The sequence below is a fragment of the Streptomyces sp. NPDC058198 genome (assembly GCF_042882605.1).
Taxonomy (GTDB): Bacteria; Actinomycetota; Actinomycetes; order Streptomycetales; family Streptomycetaceae; genus Streptomyces.
On the sequence record NZ_JBHVVP010000023.1, the window covers coordinates 1 to 20,325 of the forward strand.

Below are 20,325 nucleotides of genomic sequence, written 5' to 3' on the forward strand. Positions count from 1 at the left end.
GAGGGCGGGGCCGGCGGCGTTCGGTGCGTGCGATCGCAAGGCGGAGGATCATTCGTGTACTGGATGTACTCGGATGATTCCGACAACGCGGCGAGCGTGCGTGCCGGGCGTCGTCGGCCAGGCGAAACTTTGCGGACACGGCCTCTGTCCGCCGACCCGCACCGGTCCGCGGACAGATCAGTCACACCCGGGGCACGGGGGACTGCGCCTCCACGACGTGCGGCCCCGGCTTCTGCAGCTGGAAGTACGCGCCCCCCAGCACCCGTTCCTTCAGCTTCTGGCTCCGGTCGACCACCCGGTACAGCGAGCGGCGGACGACACCGCCGGCGCCGTGCAGGGCGAACAGCCGCTCCTGCCGCAGCTGCAGACCGCGTGACGTGGCGACCGACCCCTGCCGCACGCGCTGGAACTCCGCGCCCGCCCGCAGCAGCGCCGCCTCGTCCCCGCCCGCGTCGAGGGCGTCGCGCACCAGCGGGGCCAGCGTCACCGCGTCGATGATCGCGTGATTGACGCCCTGCCCGAGGATCGGCGTCAGCGTGTGCGCCGCGTCGCCGATCAGGACCAGGCCCGGCATGGACCAGCGCGGCACCAGCGTGGTGAAGATGTCCAGCATCGAGGTGTCGGACCAGGAGAGGATCTCACTGCGCACCGACTCGGCCAGCTCGGGAGCGAGCCGGTCCAGCCGCTCGTACAGCGCGGGCAGACCCTGGGCGCGGAGCTCCTTCAGCCCGCCCTTGGGGATGTTGAAACCGACGCGCACACTGTCCGGGTGGGTCGGGATGAACAGCCCGTGCTGGTCGCCGCGGATCCGGATGCGGTACGTACGATCGTCCCACTCGGCCGGGAACGGCAGCTTCAGCCACACCACGTCACGGTCCAGCGGCAGCTTCGTGTACGGCAGGCCCGACATCTCACGGACCTTGCTGAACCGGCCGTCCGCCGCCACCGTGAGCGCCGCGCGCACGGTCAGCTCCCCCTCCGGGGTGCGCGCCGTCACCCCCGTGACCGGGCCGTTCTCGCCGCCCTCGCGCACCAGACGGGTGGCCGTCGCCCGGCGCACCAGGGTGAAGTGCTTCGGGTGCTCTTCCTCCCCGAGGTCCGTCAGGGCCGCGAGCAGCGCCGGCTGGGGCAGCTCCACGGGGTACGGATGCGGGAACGGGAAGCGGCGGAAGTCGGCGCGCAGCACCGTGCTTCCGGAGTCGATGATCTCCATTCTGTGCATCTGCTGGTAGGCGCCGTCCAGCCGGCCGAGGACACCCAGCTTGTCGAGCAGCCACACCGAGTCGGGGGAGACCGACTCGCCCCGGAACGACCGGTCGAAGTGACCGCTCTGTTCCAGGACCACGACCGAGACCGAACGCTTGGCGAGCTCAACGGCCAGCGTGAGTCCCGCCGGGCCTCCTCCGACCACGCACACGTCTGCGGTCAGCTCAGTTGTCATCGTCAGTGCTGCCTTTCAGAAGGAGTCATCCTCCACCGATGGTCCGCAGCCCGCCTAAAGCAGCCCTTGCGGGCGCCTGCGCGGTGGCCCGAGCGGCGGCTCGCGCGGCGGTCCGCGCACCCGGGCGCAAGCCCGTCTTTAGGGTCCGGGCACAAGCTCCCAAGCGCCCGCCCGCCCCCGCAGAGAGGCGAACCGACCGTGAGCACAGCAGTGACGACGTCCGACCCGGAGCGCACCGGCCCCGTCGGCCCCGTCGGCCCCCTCGACCGGCTGCGCGCGCTGTACGGCGAGCGCCGGCTCGCCGCCGAGTACCCGGCGGTGCCCGGACTGCTCGCCGAACTCGCGCAGCCGGACGACGGGCTCGCCCAGCTGTCCCGCGCGGGCCGGCTGCTCGCCAAGGTCGCTCCCGAGGACATCGCGGAGCGCCACCCCGGCGTCGTACCCGCCACCGTCGCCGTCACGGGACACGGCACCATCGACGGGCTGACCGCACCGCTCACCGCGGAACTCGCCCGCCACGGCATCCCGCTGCGCGCACGCGTCGGCGACCACGACTCGTGGCTGCGCGACCTCCAGGACACCGGCAGCGACCTGTACGCCCCCGGTACCGAACTCGCCCTCTGCCTTCTCGACGCCCAGATCGTCTTCGACGAACTGCCGCTGCCCTGGGGGACGGAGGACGTCGCCAGGACCGCCGCCGGCAAACTCGACCTCCTCGACGGGCTCGCCGCCCGCTACGACGAACACGGCACGGGGACGCTCGTACTCAACACCCTGCCGCTGCTGCCCCAGCACACACAGCAGCTGGTCGATCACCGATCCCGCACCGAACTCTCCATCATCTGGCGGGAGTTCAACGTCGGTCTGCTGCGGCTCGCCGCCGCGCACCCGCGGCTGCACGTCGTCGACCTGGAGCCGCTGATCGCCGAGGGCGGACCGGTCCGCGACCCGCGGCTCGCCGCCTACGCCAAGGTGCACCTGGGGGAGGAGGTGCTCGCCAGGTACGCGCGCCAGGCGGGCCATCTGCTGCGGACGCTGCGCGGCAGGGCCAAGAAGGTCCTCGTCCTGGACCTCGACAACACCCTCTGGGACGGCATCCTCGGCGACGACGGACCCGACGGCATCGCCGCCGCCACCACCTACCGCGGTGAGGCCTTCGGCCGGTTCCAGCGGGTGGTCAAGCAGATCGGCGGCCAGGGCGTCCTGCTCGCGGTGTGCAGCAAGAACGACCGTGAGCCGGTGCTGGACGTGCTCCGCGACCACCCCGACATGACCCTGCGCGAGGCCGACTTCGTCCGGATCAGTGCCGACTGGGAACCCAAGGACGGCAACATCCGCGCCATCGCCGCCCGGCTCAATCTCGGCACCGACAGCTTCGTCTTCGCCGACGACTCGACCTTCGAACGCGGCCTCGTCGCCGCCACGCTCCCCGAGGTCGCCGTGATCGGGCTCGACGAGGAACCGGCGCTGCACATCGACCGGCTGCTCGCCGACGGCTGGTTCGACGTACGGGAACTGACCACCGAGGACCGGGGCCGCGCCGTGCAGTACCTCCAGGAGGCGGAACGGCAGGACCTCCAGCAGGCCGCCGGCTCGATGGAGGAGTACCTGCGCGCCCTCGACGTGAGAGTCGAGGTCGCCGCGGTACGCGACCACGAAGTGGGCAGGGTCGCCCAGATCACCCTGCGCACCAACCAGTTCAACCTCACCACCCGCCGCCTCCAGGCGCCCGACGTCCGCGAACGGCTCGACTCGCCGGACCACCTGGTGCTGGCCGTACGCTCCCGGGACCGCTTCGGCGACAACGGGGTCGTCGGCGCCCTCTTCGCGCACCGGGAGGACGAGGCCCTGCGCATCGACAACATGCTGCTCAGCTGCCGGGTCTTCGCCCGCGGTATCGAGCAGGCCACCATCGCCGCGCTGCTGGAGCACGCGGTGGACTCGGGCGCGGCCGAGGTACGCGCGAGCTACCGGCCCACCGCCAAGAACCACAAGGTGCGCGACTTCTACCCGTCGCTCGGCTTCGAGCAGGCCGCCGAATCGGCGGACGGCACGATCGAGTTCAGGCACCCGCTCACCCGACTGCCCGAAGTGCCCGGGCACATGACCCTCGACGCGGCCATCCGCGGCGGCACCGGGTGACCTGAGGCGGCTCTCAGGGGCAGCCCGCCCGCGCCACCCCTCCGGGACAGACGGCAGACCTCGCTGCCGTCCACGGGGCCGCGCTGCCCCGCCTCACCGGGTGCTGGGAACGCACAAGCGTCTCCTTAGTGCCCCGGACGACGATCGAGATGTCAGAGCAACCCGTGCCGGCGCCATGCCAGCGGAACTCGGAGAGGTCGGGGAAAGACGTTGACGAACTTCCGAACCTTCACGGAACTGGTTCTGGAGCGGAGCGAAGCCCGCGGTGACGCGGATGCCTTCATCTTCCTGCCCGACGACGCCCGCGGCTCGGTGCCGCAGCACCTCACCTCCGCCGGGCTCGACCAGGAGGCGCGCAGGATCGCATCCTGGCTCCAGGAGCGGAAAGCCGCGAACCGCCAGGTCCTCCTGCTCTACCCGGCGGGCCTGGACTTCATCAAGGCGTTCACCGCCTGCCTGTACGCCGGTGCCGTGGCCGTGCCCGGACCGCTGCCCGCCGAGCAGGGCCAGCACTTCTCCCGGATCTCCGGCATTCTGCGCGACGCCGAGGCGTGCGCCGTGCTCACCGACTCGGCCAACGCCCCCGAGATCTCCGCCTGGCTCGCCGCGGAGGGCTTCACCGATGTGCCGTGCCTGGCCACCGACGATCCCGCCCAGGGCGACGCGGTCGCCTGGCAGGCGCCCTCCCTCACCCCGGAGAGCCTGGCCTTCCTGCAGTACACCTCCGGCTCCACCAGCGACCCCAAGGGGGTCGTGGTCTCGCACCGCAACCTGCTCGCCAACGAGGCGGCGATCCAGCGGTCGATCGGTACCCCCCTTGGGGCCGTGTGCGGCGGCTGGCTGCCCTTCTACCACGACATGGGCCTGATCGGGCACATCCTCCACCCGCTGTACCTCGGCGGTACCGCCGTCCTGATGGCCCCCTTCACCTTCCTCAAGCGCCCTGTCCGCTGGCTGAAGATGATCGGCGACTACGGAATCACCACCGGCGGCGGCCCCAACTTCGCGTACGACCTGTGCGTGCGCAGGGTCACCGACGCACAGCTGGAGACGCTCGACCTGTCCTCCTGGACGACCGCCTGCAACGGCGCAGAACCGGTCAGGGCCGAGACGGTCCGTGCCTTCACCGAGCGCTTCGCACCCGCGGGATTCCGCCCCGAGGCCTTCTTCCCCTGCTACGGCATGGCCGAGACGACCCTGCTGGTCTCCGGCATCCCCCGCAGCGCCGCCCCCCGCGTGCTCGACGTCGACGCCGAGGCCCTGGAGCGTGGCGAACTGGCCGACCCGCGCGCGGACCACCCCGCCCGCTCCCTCGTCAGCAGCGGGATCGCGCGGGACTTCGAGATCCGCATCGCCGACCCGGAGACCCGTGTCGAGAAGCCCGTGGGACAGGTCGGCGAGATCTGGCTGAAGGGCGACAGCGTCGCCTCCGGCTACTGGAAGCGGCCGGAGACCAACAAGGAGATCTTCGACGCGGCGATCTCCGACGGCGCGGGCGGGGACGACGGCGGCGGCTGGCTGCGCACCGGCGACATGGGCGTACTCCAGGACGGACAGCTCTACGTCACCGGCCGGCTCAAGGAGATGGTCATCCTCGCGGGCCGCAACCTCTACCCGCAGGACGTCGAACGCGCCGTCCATTCCGTGGACAAGGCCTTCGCCACCGGCGCCGGCGCCGTCTTCGCCGTCGAGACCGACCGCGAGCACCTGGTGGCCATCCAGGAGGTCCGCCCCGGCAGCATCTCCACCGACCTGCACACCGTCGCCTCCGGCGTCCAGAGCTTCATCAGCAAGGAGTTCAGCATCCCGGCCGGCAACATCCTGCTGGTACGCCCCGGAACCGTCCGCAAGACCACCAGCGGCAAGATCCAGCGGACTCTGATGCGCAAGCTGTTCCTGGAGGGCAAGATCCCGGCGCTGTACGAGGTCCTGGAGCCGGCCGTCCGCGAACTGGTCGCCTCCGCCGAGGCCGGCGACGACACCGACGCCGCCGAGTCCCTGGAATCGGTGGTCTGACGTGGAACACCCGCCCTATCGGCTCGCGGAGGAGTTCGACCGCTTCCTCGGTGACCCCAACGACCCCGGCGAGGTCTTCTCCTACGCGCGTTGCGCGGAACTCGACGACAAGGAGGAGTTCCCCGCCGACATCTGCCGCCGCTTCGAGGAGTGGGGCCTGCCCGACGAGTACGTACCGGTCGAGTACGGCGGCAGGCTGCACGACTACGAGCAGGTGCTCCAGCTCATCCGCGCCGTCGCCCGCCGCGATCTGACCTGCGCCATCGGCCACGGCAAGACCTACCTCGGCGGGGTCTGCGTATGGGTGGCGGGCTCCGCGGAGCAGGGCGCCCGGCTCGGCGCCGACATCACGGCCGGGGTTCCGGTCGCCCTCGGGCTCACCGAACGCGCCCACGGCAGCGACCTGCTCGCCGGAGAGGTGCACACCGACGACAAGGCGGCGGACAGCGCGGACCACTGGCTGGTCAGCGGTGAGAAGTGGCTGATCAACAACGCCACCCGGGGGTCGGTGCTGTCGCTGCTGACCCGTACTCGCCCGGACGGGGGACCGCGCGGCTTCAGCGTCCTCCTCGTCGACAAGCGCGAACTCGACGAGGACAGCTACCGCCACCTCCCGAAGATCCGCACCCATGGCATCCGCGGCGCCGACATCTCGGGCATCGCCTTCGACGGCGCCCGGGTGCCGCGCGGCGCCCTCGTCGGCGCCGAGGGCGCCGGCCTGGAGATCGTGCTGAAGGCGCTCCAGCTCACCCGCACCATGTGCGCGGCACTGTCGCTCGGCGCCGGCGACCACGGGCTGCGGCTCGGCCTGGACTTCGCCGAGGAGCGCGAACTGTACGGCCGGCGGCTGATCGACCTCCCGCAGGCCCGGCACGTGCTGGCCGGCGCCGCCGCCGACGTGCTGCTGCACGAGGCGGTCGCCCTGGTCGCCGCCCGCGCCGTACAGACCCAGACCGCGGAACTCAGCGTCACCTCGGCCGTCACCAAGTACCTGCTGCCCACCGGCACCGACCAGGTCCTCGCCGACCTGACCGGGCTGCTCGGCGCCCGCGCCTTCCTCAAGGGCGTCCACGCCGACGGCCGGTTCCAGAAGGTCGAGCGTGACCACCGCATCGTCGGACTCTTCGACGGCAACACCCTGGTCAACCTCAACTCCCTGGTCAACCAGTTCCGTTCACTGGTCCGCGGCTTCCGGCGCGGCGCCGGCGACACGGCGGGCAGTGACGCCGCCTGCGACCTCGGCACAGCGCTGCCGCCCCTGGACCCCACGAGGCTGTCGCTGGTCGCCCGGCACGGCAGCGGAGTCATGGCGGGCCTCGCCGCCTCCGTCGAGGAGATCACCCGGCGCGCGGGCCTGAACCCCGCGCTCGGCCCGGTGGCCGAGGCCGCGCGGCGGCTGCTCGCTGTCACCACCGCGGTGCACGCCGAGATGGAGGAGTACCAGGGCGTGCTCGCCGAGGTCCCGCCCGCCGCCTTCGAGGTCGCGCGCCGCTACACCCTGTGCTGGGCGGGAGCGGCCTGCCTCGGCCTGTGGACGCGCAGCACCGACCTCGCCGGCGACGACCCCGGCACCGGGCCGCTCTGGCGCGAAGGACTCTGGCTGCACACCGCCCTCGACCGGCTGCTGGTCCGCCTCGGCGAACCGGCGGCGGCCGGCCCGGAGACCTACGAAGAACTGCTCGGCGCCCTGCGGGCGGCCCGCTCCTCGGGCCGGCTGTTCTCGCTGCTGCCGCAGCGGGGCCCCGAGCGGCAGCCCGCGACGCCCGACGCGCCCGCCGGCGAGAGTGAGAGGACGCCATGCTGATCGGCACAGAGCCCCAGGACGCGCACCCGGCGACCGCCGCCGCAGGGGACGGTCACGGGGTACCGGGACAGGAAGCGCGGGCCGCGGCCCGCGTGGCCGAACTGGACCGACGGCTGGGCGACCCCACCGACGAGAGCAACGAACTGTCCTACGCCCGGCTGATCGAGGCGGACGAGGCGGCCCAACTCTCCGCGGCCGGCGAGCGCGCCCTCGACGAACTCAGGCTCGGCGCCGATTTCGTTCCGCGCGCCGAGGGCGGCCGTCTGGAGCGGCTCGACACCCTGGTACGTGTCATGCGGCAGGTGTTCCGCCGCGACGTCGCCCTGGGCCTCGGCTACGGCGTGACCTCCTTCATGGCCGGCGTGAACGTCTGGACCTCCGGGGACGCCGAGCAGCGCGCACGCCTCGCGCGGATCCTCACCGGCGGTGGCAAGGTGTCCGTCGCCTACCACGAACTCGCGCACGGCAACGACTTCGTGCGCAACGAGTTCGAGGCCCGCCCCGCGGAGGGAGGCGGGTATCTGCTGCACGGCGTCAAGCAGGTCATCAACAACGCCGACCGCGCGGACGCCTGGGTGCTGTTCAGCCGCACCAGCTCCGCACCGGGCAGCCGCAGCCACTCCGTGCTCTTCGTCGAGCGCGAAGGGCTCGAAACGGACACCTGGCAGGTACTGCCCCGCTACGACGCCGTCGGCGTGCGCGGCTGCCACCTGTCAGGACTCCGGTTCGACGGCACACCCGTGCCCGCCTCGTCCCTGGTCGGCGAGACCGGAAGGGGAGTCGAAACCGCCCTGCGCGCCTTCCAGATCACCAGGGCCGCGCTCCCCGGCATGGCGGTCGGCACCGCCGACACGGCCCTGCGGACCGTCGTACGCTTCGCGCTGGGCCGTCGGCTCTACCGCAAGTCCGTCATGGAGATCCCGCACGCCAGGGCCACCCTGTCCGGCGCCTTCACCGATCTCCTGACCTGCGACAGCCTCTCCCTGGCCGCGACCCGGGCGGTGCACCTGCTCCCCGAGCAGACCAGCGTCCTCGCCGCCGCCACCAAGTACCTCGTCCCGAAGCTGCTCACCGACGCCATGCGCGACCTCTCCGTCGTGCTCGGCGCCCGCTTCTACGTCCGGGACGGCGAGCACGGCATCTTTCAGAAGCACATCCGTGACCTGCCGGTGCTCAGCCTCGGCCACGCCGGCTCCGCGGCCTGCCAGGCCACGATCATTCCCCAGCTGTCCCGGCTCGCCCGGCGCTCCTGGTTCAGCGACGAACCGGCCCCCGCGGACCTCTTCCGGCCGCGCGCGGACCTGCCGGACATCCGCTACGACCGGCTCACCCTGGCGAGCGGACAGGACGGGCTCAGCGCCACGCTGGTCGCGGCCATGGACGAACCGTACGGCGCCGCACCCGAGGAGCGGGCCGTCCAAGCGCTCGTGCGGCAACTGGTCGACGAGCTGCGGCAGGTCCAGGAGGCGAGCCGCGCGCTCGCACCCCAGGACCGTACGGCGCTCGCCGGCCCCGCCGTCTTCGCCCTCGCCGACCGGTACGCCGTCCTGCTCGCGGCCGCCTCGGCGATCGGTGTCCGGCAGCAGGCGGCCCGCGACGGCGGCGACGCGTTCCTCGCCGACCCCGCCTGGCTCGCCGCCGCACTGCACCGGCTGGTCCGGCGGCTCGGCCGGCGGCCCGCCGAACTCCCGGCGTCCGTGGACGCCCGGATGCACGAGGAAGTACTGCGCAGGTTCCACGCGCGCAGCAGCTACGACCTGTACGACACCCCGCTCGTCGGCTGACGGACACCGGCCGGCCGCCCACGGACCCCGGCTGTCCGCGACGGCCGCCGGACGCCAGCACGACAGCAAGCGACAACCGCTCACCCCCGCCGAGGAGTGCACCATGCCCGTTCCGACCACCGGACACACCACTGAGTCTCTGACCACGTGGTTGGCCGAGCGCATCGCCCTCTACCTCAAGCGGCAGGCCGCCGAGATCGACCCGGACGTGCCCCTCGCGGAGTACGGCCTCGACTCCGTCGCCGCCCTCAGCCTGTGCGGAGACATCGAGGACGACTTCGACCTCGTGATGGAGCCGACCGTCGCCTGGGACTACCCGACCGTGCACGCGCTCGCAGGCCACCTCGTGAAGGAGCTCGCCGCGGACACCGCGCAGGGCGGCGGCGCTTGATGGAGCCCGTGGCCATCGTCGGCATCGACTGCAGATTCCCGGGGGCGCCCGACACCGGCGCCTACTGGGACCTGCTGATGCGCGGCGCAGACGGGGTGGGGGAGGTGCCCCGGCAGCGTTGGGACGCCAAGGAGTTCCACTCGCAGGCCGGGGAAGAAGGACACACCAACACCACCGAGGGCGGCTTCATCGCCGACCCGGACGCCTTCGACAACGAGTTCTTCACCATCTCGCCGCGCGAAGCGGCCGCCATGGACCCCCAGCAGCGGCTGCTGCTGCAGTCCGCGTGGCGGGCGGTCGAGGACGCGGGGATCGCCCCGCGGAACCTCGCCGGCACCCGGACCGGGGTCTTCGTCGGCATCATGGGCAACGAGTGGGCGCAACTGCACCTCACCGACTACGCGAACGTCACCGCCCAGGTCGGCTCCGGCAACGGCTACTGCATGACGGCCAACCGGATCTCGTACCACCTCGACCTGAGGGGCCCCAGCCTCGCCGTCGACACCGCCTGCTCCTCCTCACTGGTCGCCGCGCATCTCGCGGTGAACGCCCTGCTGTCCGAGGAGTGCGACCACGCGCTCGTCGGCGGCGTCAACGTGGCCCTCACCCCGGCTCTGTCGATCTTCTACACCCAGGCCGGGCTCTCCGCCCCCGACGGGCGCTGCAAGCCCTTCAGCGCCGAGGCGAACGGCATCGGCCGCGGCGAGGGCGCCGGCGTGATCGTGCTGCGCAGGCTGCGGGACGCCATCGCCGACGGCCAACGCGTGTACGCCGTCATCCGTGGCATCGCCGTCAACCAGGACGGCCGCAGCAACGGGCTGACCGCGCCCAACCGCTGGGCGCAGCAGGAGGTGCTCGGCGCCGCCTACCGCAGGGCCGGGGTCGAGCCCGCCGACGTGGTCTTCACCGAGGCCCACGGCACCGGCACCAGCCTCGGCGACATGATGGAGGTCAAGGCACTCGGCCACCACCACGCCGACCGCGCCGGCAAGCCCATGGCGCTCGGCTCGGTCAAGGGCAACCTCGGCCACACCGAGGGCGCCGCAGGCATCGCGGGACTGATCAAGGTCGCCCTGTCCCTGCACCACCGGGTGGTCCCCGCCAGCCGCTTCGCGGCCAAGGAGAGCAAGCAGCTCAAACTGCGCGACCAGGGGCTGCGGCTGCTCAAGGCACCGCTGCGGCTGCCCGCCGGCCCCACCGTCGCCGGACTCAGCAGCTTCGGCATGGGCGGCACCAACGCCCACGCCGTCCTGGAGTCCGCGCCCGGGCACGCCGCCCGTCCCGAACCGGTGAACGGAGCCGTGCCGGGCGGTATCGGCGCGGCCGTCTTCACCCTCACCGCGCCGAACGCCGAAGCGCTGCGCCGCAACCTGCTGGCCCAGGCGGACGCGGCGGCGGCCCGCCGGGTACCGCTGGGCCCGCTGGCCAGGTCCAGCAACCGGGTCAAGGCCGGCCACCGTCACCGCTTCGCGACCGCTGCCACCGACACCGGTGAACTCGTCGCCAGACTGCGCGAGTCGGCCGCCGACCCCGAGCTGCTGACCCGGCTCACCGGCCGGCCCGCCGAGCGGCCCCGCACCGCGTTCCTGTTCACCGGGCAGGGCGCGCAGTACCCGCGGATGACCGCCGCACTGTACGAACAGTCGCCGCTGTACCGGCACTTCCTCGACGAGGCCGACGCCGCACTGCTGCCGCACACGGGGCGGTCCGTGCGTGACCTGGTCCTCGCCGGCGACGAGGCGGTCCACAGCACCCGGTGGACGCAGCCCGCACTGTTCGCCGTCGGCTACGCCCTCGGCCGGACCCTGATGGAACTCGGCGTGCACCCCGGCCTGCTCCTCGGTCACAGCGTCGGCGAGTTCGCCGCCGCTGTGCTGGCCCGTGCGCTCCCGCTGGACGGCGCCGCCCGGCTGGTCGCCGCCCGCGGCGCCCTGATGCAGGAACTCCCCGCGGGCGGCGGCATGCTGTCCGTCCGGGCCGCCCCGGCGGACCTGGCGGCGCGGATCGAATCGGAACCCCTGGTCGGTGTCGCCGCGGTCAACGGCCCCACGTCCACGGTGCTCTCCGGTGATCTGGAGGCCCTGGAACGGATCGGTGCCGAGCTCGCGGCCGAGGGAATCACCACCCGCGGACTGCAGGTCTCGCACGCCTTCCACTCGCCGCTGATGCGGCCCGTACTGGCCCGCTTCGCGAAGATCGCCACCGAGGTCGGCGGGGGAGTGCCCGAGATCCCGCTGTACTCGACCGTGCGCGGCCGGGTGCTCGACGGTGAGGCGATGGACGCCGCGTACTGGGTCGAACACATCGGCGCCACCGTGCTGTTCGGTGACGCCGCCGCCGCGCTGCTCGCCGAGGGCCCGACCCACCTGGTGGAGATCGGCCCCCAGCCGGTGCTCTCCGGGATGGTGCGCCGCCTCGACCACCCCGCCGCGGGCGCGGGCCCGGCACACGTTCTGCCGGTGCGCGGCCCCGAGTCCGCGGGCCAGTCCCTCGCCGAGGCCCTCGCCGAGCTGTACCGGGGCGGCGTCGAACCCGACTGGGACGCCGCGTACGCACCTGAGGAACGGGTCGCGCACCCGCTGCCGCCGTACGCCTTCTCGACGGAACACCGCTACTGGGCGAGGAATCCGGTGCGGGGCCCGGGAACGGTCGCCGATCCGACGGCCTCGGCGCTGCTGCCGCACCGGGAGGCGGAGACCGCCCCCGCGCCCGTCCTCACCCTGGACCGGCCCGGCGGCCCGGCGGACCCGGTCGCGGACGCCGTCCTCGGCGCCGTCCAGCTGGTCGGCGGCTACACCGACGCCGACATCGGCCCGCACGACCGGCTCTACGAGGATCTCGGTTTCGACTCCGTCATGATCATGGAACTCAAGAACCGGCTGGAGGCCCGGCTCGCCGGCATCGGCACCCTGACGGTCCAGGACCTGCTGCCCCGGCTCTCCTCCGTCGGCGACCTCGTCGCCTTCCTGCGCGAGCTCGGCGCGACGGTGCCCGCTCCCGCGAGCTTCGGCGACGTCGAGGAGAACCGGGCGCTCATGGAAGAAGAGAGGACGGCATGACCACTGCGACGACCTATCTGGCCTCCATCGGCACCGCTCTGCCCGGTGACCCGGTGGACAACGCCACCCTGTCCAAGGTGCTCGGCATCAACGAGGAGTGGATCGAGCACTTCATCGGCACCAGGACGCGGTACTTCGCCCGGGACCTCGGCACCGGCGTGGTGCGCTGGTCGCTCGCCGACCTGTGCGCGCAGGCCGCCGAGCGGGCACTTGCCGCCCCCGGTGTCGACCCGTCCGAGATCGAGTTCATCGTCCTCGGCACGGCCACCCCGGACAACCTGATGCCCGCCACGGTCAACCATGTGGCCGACCAGCTCGGCCTGGACCAGATCCCCACCTTCCAGCTCCAGTCCGGCTGCGCCGGCGCCGTACAGGCCCTCGGCGTCGCCCAGACGATGATCGCCTCCGGTCAGTACCGCAGCGGTCTCGTCATCGGCGGCGACGTGTGCAGCAAACACCTCGACCTCCAGCGCGACGTGTCCGGCGCCGCCCCCGGCGACCTCGTCAACTACGTCCTGTTCGGCGACGGCGCCGGCGCGGCCGTCCTCACCGACGAGCCGCGCGGACAGCGCGTCGCGCTGCGCCACGTCCTCAACCGCTTCACCGGGCTGGGCCGCAAGCCCGGTCAGGTCATCGAGTGGTTCGGGCTCGCCGACCGGTACGACGACCGGCAGGCCCTCACCGAGGACTACAAGGCCATCGAGGAGTCCGTGCCCGTCATGGCGGTCGAGATCCTCTGGGAGATGCTCGGTGAACTCGACTGGGAGGCCGACCAGCTCGACTATCTGCTGCCGCCCCAGCTGTCCGGCCGGATGACCCGCCGTATCACCGAGGAACTCGACGTGCCGACCGCGAAGGACATCTCGTGCGTCGCGGACACCGGCAACAACGGAAACGCCCTGCCCTTCCTGCAGATCGAGAAGTTGCTGGAGCGGATGTCGGACGGCGAGCGGGCCCTCGCGGTCGCCGTCGAGTCCAGCAAATGGATCAAGGCCGGCTTCGCCCTGGAGAAGATATGAGCATCGACAGCACCGCCCCCGCGCCCGTTCCCGCCCCGGGCGGCTTCACCCTCGACGACTACGTCCGGCTCGTCAACGACGAGATCGGTATGCCGCTCGCACCCGGGCAGGTGGCCGCCGACTTCGACGAACTCCCCGAATGGGACTCGCTGTACCTCCTCAAGCTCGTCACCGCCCTGGAACCGGCCATCGGCCACAAGGTCCCGGTCGGCAAGGTCCTGGAGGCCCGCAGCCTCAAGGAGATCTACGAGCTGGCGGTGACCGGGTGAGCACCACCGCCGCCGTACGGCGCCGCCGCCACACCCTGTACTTCCTGGAGTGGGCGGCGGCCCAGCGGCCCGTGCACCTGGACACCGACATCGACATGACCCGCATCCAGGCGCACCGCGCCGCCGCCCGCGACAACGGGCGGCGCTATTCGGTCGTCGGCTATCTGCTGTACGCCGCCGGGCGGGTCCTCGACCGTCACCCGGAGGCCAACGCCGTCATGGCCCCGGGCTGGCCCGGACTGCTGCGACGCCCGAGAATCGTCCGCTTCGACGGCGTCACCGCCAAACTCGCCCTGGACCGGCCGGTCGAGGGCGAGCGCACCGTGCTCTCGGCGCTCGTTCCCGGCCTGGAGACCGCGAACCTGCGCGAGATCCAGGAACGCATCGACCGCTACCAGGGCGAACAGGCCGCCGAGCTGCCCGAGTTCAAGGGCGTACGGATGCTGGGCCGGCTTCCGGTCCCGCTCGGCAGAGCCGCCTTCGCCGCGGCGCTGCGCGATCCGCACCGGCGCGCCGGCGTGTTCGGCACCGTCTCGGTCAGCTCGCTCGGCCACCGCAACGTCGACGGCTTCCACTCGGCCGGCGGCACCGCCGTGACCCTCTGCGCGGGCCGCATCGTGGACCGCGCGGTGGTCCGCGACGGCGTCGTGGTGCCCGCGCCCATGATGCGGCTGGGCCTCACCTTCGACCACCGGGTGATCGACGGCGCGACGGCGGCCGACGTGCTGTCCGATCTCCACCACACGATGGAGACCTTTGATGACGGCACCTGGGCGCCGGACCCCGGGGCCGGCCCTCGGGGAGCCGACAGCGATCTCCGGCCCCTCGGCGGACTGGAGCAGAGTACGCGCTGACCTGGACCGGCACGGGGCCGCGGTCGTCTGCGCCCGCCAGGACGACTGGCGACCGGAAGAGGCGGGCGCGCGGCAGTTGCAAGCGCTCCTGGGCCACGATTGGGAGCGCTATCTGGAGCTGACGCACCCGCGGGTCCGTACCCGGTTCGCCGCCTCCCGCGTCCTGCTGAAGTTCGCCGCCGCGGCCGCGCTGGGCGTACGGCCCCAGTCCGTCGAACTCGCCTACGGCCTCACCGGCCGCCCCTGCCTGCGCGGCTACGACGGTGTGGACATCAGCCTCAGCCACACCGATGACCTGCTGCTGGTCGGCCTGGCCACCGACGGCGCCATCGGCGTCGACGCCGAGCGCAGCGACCGCGACCTGTACGGATCCGGTCTCGGCCGGCACATGTGCACCCCGTACGAGGCGGAGCGGATCGAGGCCATGCCGGCCGCGGAGCGCAATCCCGCCATGGTCCGCCTGTGGACCCTGAAGGAGGCCTACAGCAAGGCCATCGGTCTCGGCATGCGGTTCCCCTTCACCGACTTCGGCTTCAGCCCGGACCGGGCGCCCACGGACGTGCTGCGCCCCGACGGCACCCCCGGCACGGTCGGCGCGTGGGCCTTCCACACCGTGTCGTTCGCCGGCCGCTACACCCTCTCCGTCGCCGTCGGCGACGCGGGCTTCGGCCGTACGACGGACCTGGCGGCGGACACGGCACTGGACCCGGGCATCGTCGACGCCCTGCTGGCGGCACTGGGCGAGGAGGAGCAGGAGGAGCAGGAGGAGCCCGCCCGGTGCCGGGGGTAGCGGGCCCCTGGCACCGGGCGGGCGGGCCTCACGCGGCCCGCTGAGCCGGTTGTGAGGGGTGGAAGAGCCAGACACCGGGGCGGACTTCGAGCGGGATCGAGGACGCGGCGGCCGACTGGCCCGTCGCCAGTGCCATGCGGAGAGCGGACGCCGTGCGCCGCGCGTACTCGGTCCAGCGGTGGTCGCCGGCGGAGCGCGCGGCGCTCTCGCACTCCTCCAGGCGGGCGAGCGCGTCCTCGTGGCGGCCCTCGCGCTGCGCCACCAGGGCCAGTCCGCGCAGCGAATCGGCCGTGCTACGCGCGTCACTGACCAGCCGACTGACCGACAGGGCGCGCGCGTAGGCGCGTCCGGCCCGCGCGACCTGCCCCATGGCGAGGAGCGCGTCCGCCTCGGCGGACAGACAGCGGCCCGCCGCCACCCGGTCACCGTGGCGGGTGAACAGGCGCCAGGCGAGGCGGTACCGTTCGATCGCCAGTGAGGTCTGGTGGCGCTGCCAGGCCAGGTCGCCGAGGGAGCGCAGGATCACGGCCTCCGCGTGGACGTCACCGGACTGGCGGGCCGCGTCCAGCGCGAGGTCGTGCGTCGCCTGCCACTCGTCCCACAGCGCGCCCGCCTCGTAGTAGCCGGCCGTGGCCGAGGCCAGGGAGCAGCACAGACTCCACAGCCCGGCCGCATGGGCCTGCCGCACGGCCTCCGACAGGCCCGCGGACTCCTCCTGGAACCACCGCAGGGGCGCGTTGCCGACCGCCTCCTCGGGGGAGATCGCGGGCAGGGGTTCGGCCTCGTACGTGAGCCGTTCCCTGCCGGGCGCCAGTTGCGCGTCCGCGTGCCTGGCCAGGATCAGGAAGGCACGGCACAGCCGTTCCACGGCCTCGGGGCCTTCCTGCGGGGACTCCTGGGCGAGCACCTCAAGGGCCAGCGAGCGCAGCAGCGGATGGAAGCGGTAGCGCACGGGGGCCAGCCGCCCCGGCCGCCGCCGTGTCTCCAGCAGATGAGCCTGCACCAGCTCTTCGGTGAGCCGCTCGGCCTCCACCGGGTCCGTGGCGAGCAGCGCGGTCCCGCTCCAGGGGGCGAAGTCGGGCAGCGCGGCCAGCGCGAGGATCCGGAAGGCGCGCCTGGCCTCCTCGTCCACGTCGTGGTAGGCGGTCAGCAGAGTGCGGCGTACGTCGAGATCGCCCAGTGTGAGCGCGGTCAGCCGGGTCCGTTCGTCACGCAGCCGCTGGGCGAGCCCGGCGGCGGTCCAGTGCGGGCGGGCCGTGAGTCCGGCGGCCGCCACCCGAAGGGCCAGCGGCAGTCGGCCGCAGAGCCGGACGATCTCGCCCGCCGCCTCCGGGTCGTCCCGCATCCGCCGGCCGCCGCACGCCGTGAGCAGTGCCTCGGCCTCCCGCGTGGAGAGCACGTCGAGGGTCAGGTGCCGCACGCTCTCCAGCGCGCCGAGCACTTGGCGGCTCGTCAGGATCACCGTGCTGTCGGGCACGGCGGACAGCACCGGCCGGACCTGGGCCTCCGAGACGGCATCGTCCAGGATGACGAGCATCTTGCGGCCCTCGGTGCGTCGGTGCAGCAGCTCGGCGAGTTCCGTCTCGGACGACGGCAGCGGTTCCGCGCCCGAGTCCGCTCCCGCCCCCGTTGTCTGCGGCCCGCGCAGTCGTCGCAGCAGGGTCGCCATGGCAGTCCTCGGTTCGACGGCTCGCCCGTCGGCGTCCCGCAACGTCACCAGGACTCGTCCGTCGGGGAACAGGGCGTTGGCGTCGTGGGCCAGTCGCACGGCCAGCGCCGTCTTTCCTGCGCCCGCCCGGCCGGACAGCACGAGCACCTTGTTCCGGCCGGGCGGATCGCCCGCCAGCAGCCGCTCACCGAGGGCCAGTTGGTCCTCGCGTCCGGTGAATTCCGCCACGGCCGGCGGCAGCCACACCGGGGGCCCCGCGTCCCGGCCGTGCCCCGCGAATCCGTTGCGCGACCCGCCGGTCGACCCGTCGGCCGGGCGGTCGTCGGATCCGCCGACGGGAACGAGCCGGCGCTCGGGCTCGGCGTGCCAGGTCAGCGAGGGGTCGGAGGCGAGGATGCGCTCCTGCAGTCTGCTCAGCACCGGCCCGGGCTCCACGCCCAGTTCGTCGACGAGCGAGCGCCGCGCCTGGTGATAGACCCGCAGAGCGTCGGACTGCCGGCCGGACCGGTAGAGCGCCACCATCAGGTGACAGTGCAGCGTCTCGCGCAGCGGATGCTCGTGTGCCAGGGCCATCAGCTCGCCGACCAGTTCCTGGTGCAGTCCGAGCCGCAGATCGGCGGAGATCCGCTGTTCCAGCACTTCCGCGCGCAGTTCGTTCAGCCGGATCGCGGAGGTTTCCAGCGAGGGTCCGTGCGGTATGCCTGAGAGCGCGGATCCCGTCCACAGCCCGAGCGCGCGGCTCAGCGCCTGAGAGGCGGCCTCGTACTCGTGCCGGCCGTACGCGGCCCGGCCCTCGGCCCGCAGCGACTCGAAGACGGCCAGGTCCAGTTCCTCCGGGGCGACCCGCATCAGATAGCCGGGGGGCCGGGTCAGCAGGGGCTGCACCGTGCCCGTCTCCGTCGCGCTCTCGCCGGTGTCCTCCAGCAGGGCCTTGCGCAGCTGGGACACGTACACCTGGAGGGTGGTGGTGGCCGTGCGCGGGGGCCCCGCACCCCATAGTTCGTCGATCAGAGTATGGGTCGACACCACCGTGTTGCTCTGTACCAACAGGGTGGCGAGGACCGCGCGCGGCTTGGCCGCGGACGGCGTACGAGACGTCATGCGCACAGGGCCGAGTACTCGGTATCTCATCGCGCGGCTCAGCAGTCCTGTAGCACGGACGCGGAGACCTTCGCCACGACCCGGCTGCCCTGGAGGAACGACAGCCGCAGCTCCACCACCGGTCGGCCCGCCGCGTCCCGGCACACCCGCCCGTCCGTGCGGCGCACTCCCTCTCGCACCGTGCAGTGCAGCGGCAGTCCGGGCTCGGCGAAGCCGCGGAACGAGGCCTGCCATCGGGACAGTACGGCGTGCGAGGGGACGAAGCCGCGCAGCTCCGCGGCGGCGAGCAGCCCCACCTGGCGGGACACCTCCAGGAACAGCATCGGCGGCACGTCGTCCGGTGCGTCGGCCTCGAACCGCAGCTCGGCGGCGGCTCTGGCGTCGATGGGGAAGGCCAGTTCGTCATGGCCGTCCGCTCCGGTGCGCTCGGGCAGTCCGACCAGGACGTTACGTCTCTCCCGATGGCCCACCTGTTCGGGCAGTGGCACGCCCGGGGACGCCAGATCACCGTGCCCGGCCGCCATGGACTCCTCGCTCTGCCGCCGCCCGAGTTCGCGATGGCTGTGGTAGACGCCCTCGGTGAGGAAGACCAGCCGGGCCGAAGCGGTGCCACAGCGCTCGCCGTCGATGGAGACGGCGGCCTCGCACTCCAGGCCGCGCGGCACGCCGCCCACGATGTCGAGGGGCGTCACCCCGAGTTCCAGAGCGATCCCGGCCCGCATGTCGCCGCGGCGCCACGCGTCCAGACGGGTGATCTCGGCGCTGCCGGAGGCCACCACGGGGTGCCAGCTCGCCGGCACTCTGAAGTACCGGCGAGCCGCGAACAGCATCGTCTGGCGCAGTGACTCCACGGGGAACAGCAGATCGTGGTACCGCGAAACGGAGTCGCCGAACAGCGGGTGTTCTTCGGGTAGTTCCGCGGAGAAGGCGAAGTTCTGCCGTATCGGCGCGGTCGCCTTCAGTAGAAACGCCTCGGGGCTGGCCGGCCTGTGGACCAGATGGTGCGCGCCGAGGAACGAGGGGGAGGGTGCGGTAAAGGTGTCCATGGGATTGGGATTCCTTTGCGGCAGTGTCCGGCGGCTCTGCGGAAACGCTTCGGGGTACGTGCGTTTGACGGGGTGCACGTTGCCCGACTCCGCTGAAGGACCGGGGAAGCCGCACTGAAGTGCGAGGGCCGGCGCCCCCGCACCCTGGACGTTCAGCCCGCTTTGACCGGTTCTCCCTCGACGATCGGGTGGTCCTGGGCCAGTGGTTCCGCCCCGCTCGCGCCGCCGGGCGCGCCGGTCGTGGCGAAGACATCCCGTTCGGCGGTGACGTAGCCGGACCACTCGTCGGGCAGGGCGTCCTCGTAGAAGATCGCCTCGACCGGGCAGACGGGCTCGCAGGCGCCGCAGTCCACGCACTCGTCGGGGTGGATGTACATCTTGCGCGGACCTTCGTAGATGCAGTCGACGGGACACTCGTCGATGCAGGCCTTGTCCTTGAGATCCACGCAGGGCTGGGCGATGACGAATGTCATGAGGTCTCCACGGTCCAGGTGTCATTGCCGGTCAGGAGGGCGTCGAGGTCGCTCTTGCCGTGTTGTTCGACGGCTGCGTCGAGTTGGTCGGACATGAGGGTGTCGTAGACCGGTCGTTGGAAGCTGCGCAGGACGCCGATGGGGGTGTGGTGGAGGGTGTCGGCGTCGGCGAGGCGGGAGAGGGCGAAGGCGGTGGTGGGGCTTGCCGCGTGTGCGTCGTGGACGAGGATCTGTGCTTCGTTCTCGGGGGTGACGGTGACGACTTCGAGGTCGCCGGTGGTCTGGTTCCTGACCACGCCCTTCGAACCCTCCACGCCGAAGCGGATCGGCTGCCCGTGCTCCAGCCGGATCACGGCTTCTTCTGCCTGTTGTTTGTCCTTGAGGACTTCGAAGGCGCCGTCGTTGAAGATGTTGCAGTTCTGGTAGATCTCGACGAGGGCGGTGCCGGGGTGGTCGGCTGCCTGGCG

Annotated in this window: 14 protein-coding genes and 1 pseudogene; 10 read left to right on the forward strand and 5 right to left on the reverse strand. The window is 72.3% G+C overall.

The genetic code is table 11. From position 1 onward, the window contains the following. Nucleotides 1-181 precede the first annotated feature (181 nt). Nucleotides 182-1,441 (reverse strand): FAD-dependent oxidoreductase, encoded by a 1,260-nt coding sequence (locus ACFVWW_RS33985; RefSeq protein WP_384193038.1) that lies wholly within the window; start codon nucleotides 1,439-1,441, stop codon nucleotides 182-184. Between the two features lie 198 nt (nucleotides 1,442-1,639). Here ACFVWW_RS33985 and ACFVWW_RS33990 point away from each other — a divergent pair, with 198 nt between their 5' ends. From ACFVWW_RS33990 to ACFVWW_RS34035, 10 genes are all read left to right on the forward strand, one after another. Then, a complete protein-coding gene (locus ACFVWW_RS33990) occupies nucleotides 1,640-3,583 on the forward strand; it encodes an HAD-IIIC family phosphatase (protein ID WP_386877403.1) in 1,944 nt (647 codons plus the stop codon). A 210-nt stretch (nucleotides 3,584-3,793) separates the two neighbouring features. Further along, complete coding sequence (locus ACFVWW_RS33995) at nucleotides 3,794-5,599, forward strand: fatty acyl-AMP ligase (protein WP_384331880.1); 1,806 nt, start codon at nucleotides 3,794-3,796, stop codon at nucleotides 5,597-5,599. 1 nt (nucleotide 5,600) lies between these two features. Further along, nucleotides 5,601-7,403: an acyl-CoA dehydrogenase family protein gene (locus tag ACFVWW_RS34000; protein ID WP_386877402.1), complete on the forward strand. Its 1,803-nt coding sequence runs from the start codon at nucleotides 5,601-5,603 to the stop codon at nucleotides 7,401-7,403. Beyond that, complete coding sequence (locus ACFVWW_RS34005) at nucleotides 7,397-9,187, forward strand: acyl-CoA dehydrogenase (protein ID WP_386877401.1); 1,791 nt, start codon at nucleotides 7,397-7,399, stop codon at nucleotides 9,185-9,187. Before ACFVWW_RS34000 ends, ACFVWW_RS34005 begins: the two co-directional genes overlap by 7 nt. Before the next feature lie 103 nt (nucleotides 9,188-9,290). Then, the gene (locus ACFVWW_RS34010; RefSeq protein ID WP_384193024.1) at nucleotides 9,291-9,578 is read left to right on the forward strand and encodes an acyl carrier protein; all 288 of its coding nucleotides are present in this window, start codon (nucleotides 9,291-9,293) and stop codon (nucleotides 9,576-9,578) included. After that, nucleotides 9,578-12,637: a type I polyketide synthase gene (locus tag ACFVWW_RS34015; protein ID WP_386877709.1), complete on the forward strand. Its 3,060-nt coding sequence runs from the start codon at nucleotides 9,578-9,580 to the stop codon at nucleotides 12,635-12,637. The genes ACFVWW_RS34010 and ACFVWW_RS34015 overlap by 1 nt, the downstream gene beginning before the upstream one ends. Beyond that, nucleotides 12,634-13,656 (forward strand): 3-oxoacyl-ACP synthase III family protein, encoded by a 1,023-nt coding sequence (locus ACFVWW_RS34020; protein WP_384193021.1) that lies wholly within the window; start codon nucleotides 12,634-12,636, stop codon nucleotides 13,654-13,656. Before ACFVWW_RS34015 ends, ACFVWW_RS34020 begins: the two co-directional genes overlap by 4 nt. Next, nucleotides 13,653-13,925 (forward strand): acyl carrier protein, encoded by a 273-nt coding sequence (locus tag ACFVWW_RS34025; RefSeq protein ID WP_384193018.1) that lies wholly within the window; start codon nucleotides 13,653-13,655, stop codon nucleotides 13,923-13,925. Before ACFVWW_RS34020 ends, ACFVWW_RS34025 begins: the two co-directional genes overlap by 4 nt. Next, complete coding sequence (locus ACFVWW_RS34030; protein ID WP_384193017.1) at nucleotides 13,922-14,779, forward strand: 2-oxo acid dehydrogenase subunit E2; 858 nt, start codon at nucleotides 13,922-13,924, stop codon at nucleotides 14,777-14,779. Before ACFVWW_RS34025 ends, ACFVWW_RS34030 begins: the two co-directional genes overlap by 4 nt. After that, nucleotides 14,685-15,569, forward strand: a complete 885-nt coding sequence (locus ACFVWW_RS34035; protein ID WP_386877400.1) for a 4'-phosphopantetheinyl transferase family protein — start codon at nucleotides 14,685-14,687, stop codon at nucleotides 15,567-15,569. Before ACFVWW_RS34030 ends, ACFVWW_RS34035 begins: the two co-directional genes overlap by 95 nt. A 28-nt stretch (nucleotides 15,570-15,597) precedes the next feature. Here ACFVWW_RS34035 and ACFVWW_RS34040 read toward each other — a convergent pair whose 3' ends face one another. The 4 genes and pseudogenes from ACFVWW_RS34040 to ACFVWW_RS34055 all read right to left on the reverse strand — a co-directional run. Next, nucleotides 15,598-18,339 carry a BTAD domain-containing putative transcriptional regulator gene (locus ACFVWW_RS34040; RefSeq protein ID WP_386877399.1) on the reverse strand — a complete coding sequence of 914 codons (2,742 nt, stop codon included), beginning with the start codon at nucleotides 18,337-18,339 and terminating at the stop codon, nucleotides 15,598-15,600. Nucleotides 18,340-18,377: 38 nt separating this feature from the next. Further along, a complete protein-coding gene (locus tag ACFVWW_RS34045) occupies nucleotides 18,378-19,385 on the reverse strand; it encodes an AfsA-related hotdog domain-containing protein (protein ID WP_384193009.1) in 1,008 nt (335 codons plus the stop codon). A gap of 152 nt (nucleotides 19,386-19,537) precedes the next feature. Next, nucleotides 19,538-19,858, reverse strand: coding sequence for a ferredoxin (gene fdxA / locus ACFVWW_RS34050; RefSeq protein WP_386877398.1), 321 nt, complete (start codon nucleotides 19,856-19,858; stop codon nucleotides 19,538-19,540). Then, nucleotides 19,855-20,325: pseudogene (locus ACFVWW_RS34055) on the reverse strand (2-oxoacid:ferredoxin oxidoreductase subunit beta); the annotation flags it as partial. The pseudogene ACFVWW_RS34055 and the gene fdxA, both read right to left, overlap by 4 nt.

Coding starts and splice junctions, on each gene's coding strand:
- ACFVWW_RS33985 (WP_384193038.1), bottom strand. CDS start 1,441: ATGACAACTGAGCTGACCGCAGACGTGTGCGTGGTCGGAGGAGGCCCG.
- ACFVWW_RS34005 (WP_386877401.1), top strand. CDS start 7,397: ATGCTGATCGGCACAGAGCCCCAGGACGCGCACCCGGCGACCGCCGCC.
- ACFVWW_RS34010 (WP_384193024.1), top strand. CDS start 9,291: ATGCCCGTTCCGACCACCGGACACACCACTGAGTCTCTGACCACGTGG.
- ACFVWW_RS34015 (WP_386877709.1), top strand. CDS start 9,578: ATGGAGCCCGTGGCCATCGTCGGCATCGACTGCAGATTCCCGGGGGCG.
- ACFVWW_RS34020 (WP_384193021.1), top strand. CDS start 12,634: ATGACCACTGCGACGACCTATCTGGCCTCCATCGGCACCGCTCTGCCC.
- ACFVWW_RS34025 (WP_384193018.1), top strand. CDS start 13,653: ATGAGCATCGACAGCACCGCCCCCGCGCCCGTTCCCGCCCCGGGCGGC.
- ACFVWW_RS34035 (WP_386877400.1), top strand. CDS start 14,685: ATGACGGCACCTGGGCGCCGGACCCCGGGGCCGGCCCTCGGGGAGCCG.
- ACFVWW_RS34040 (WP_386877399.1), bottom strand. CDS start 18,339: ATGACGTCTCGTACGCCGTCCGCGGCCAAGCCGCGCGCGGTCCTCGCC.
- ACFVWW_RS34045 (WP_384193009.1), bottom strand. CDS start 19,385: ATGGACACCTTTACCGCACCCTCCCCCTCGTTCCTCGGCGCGCACCAT.
- fdxA (WP_386877398.1), bottom strand. CDS start 19,858: ATGACATTCGTCATCGCCCAGCCCTGCGTGGATCTCAAGGACAAGGCC.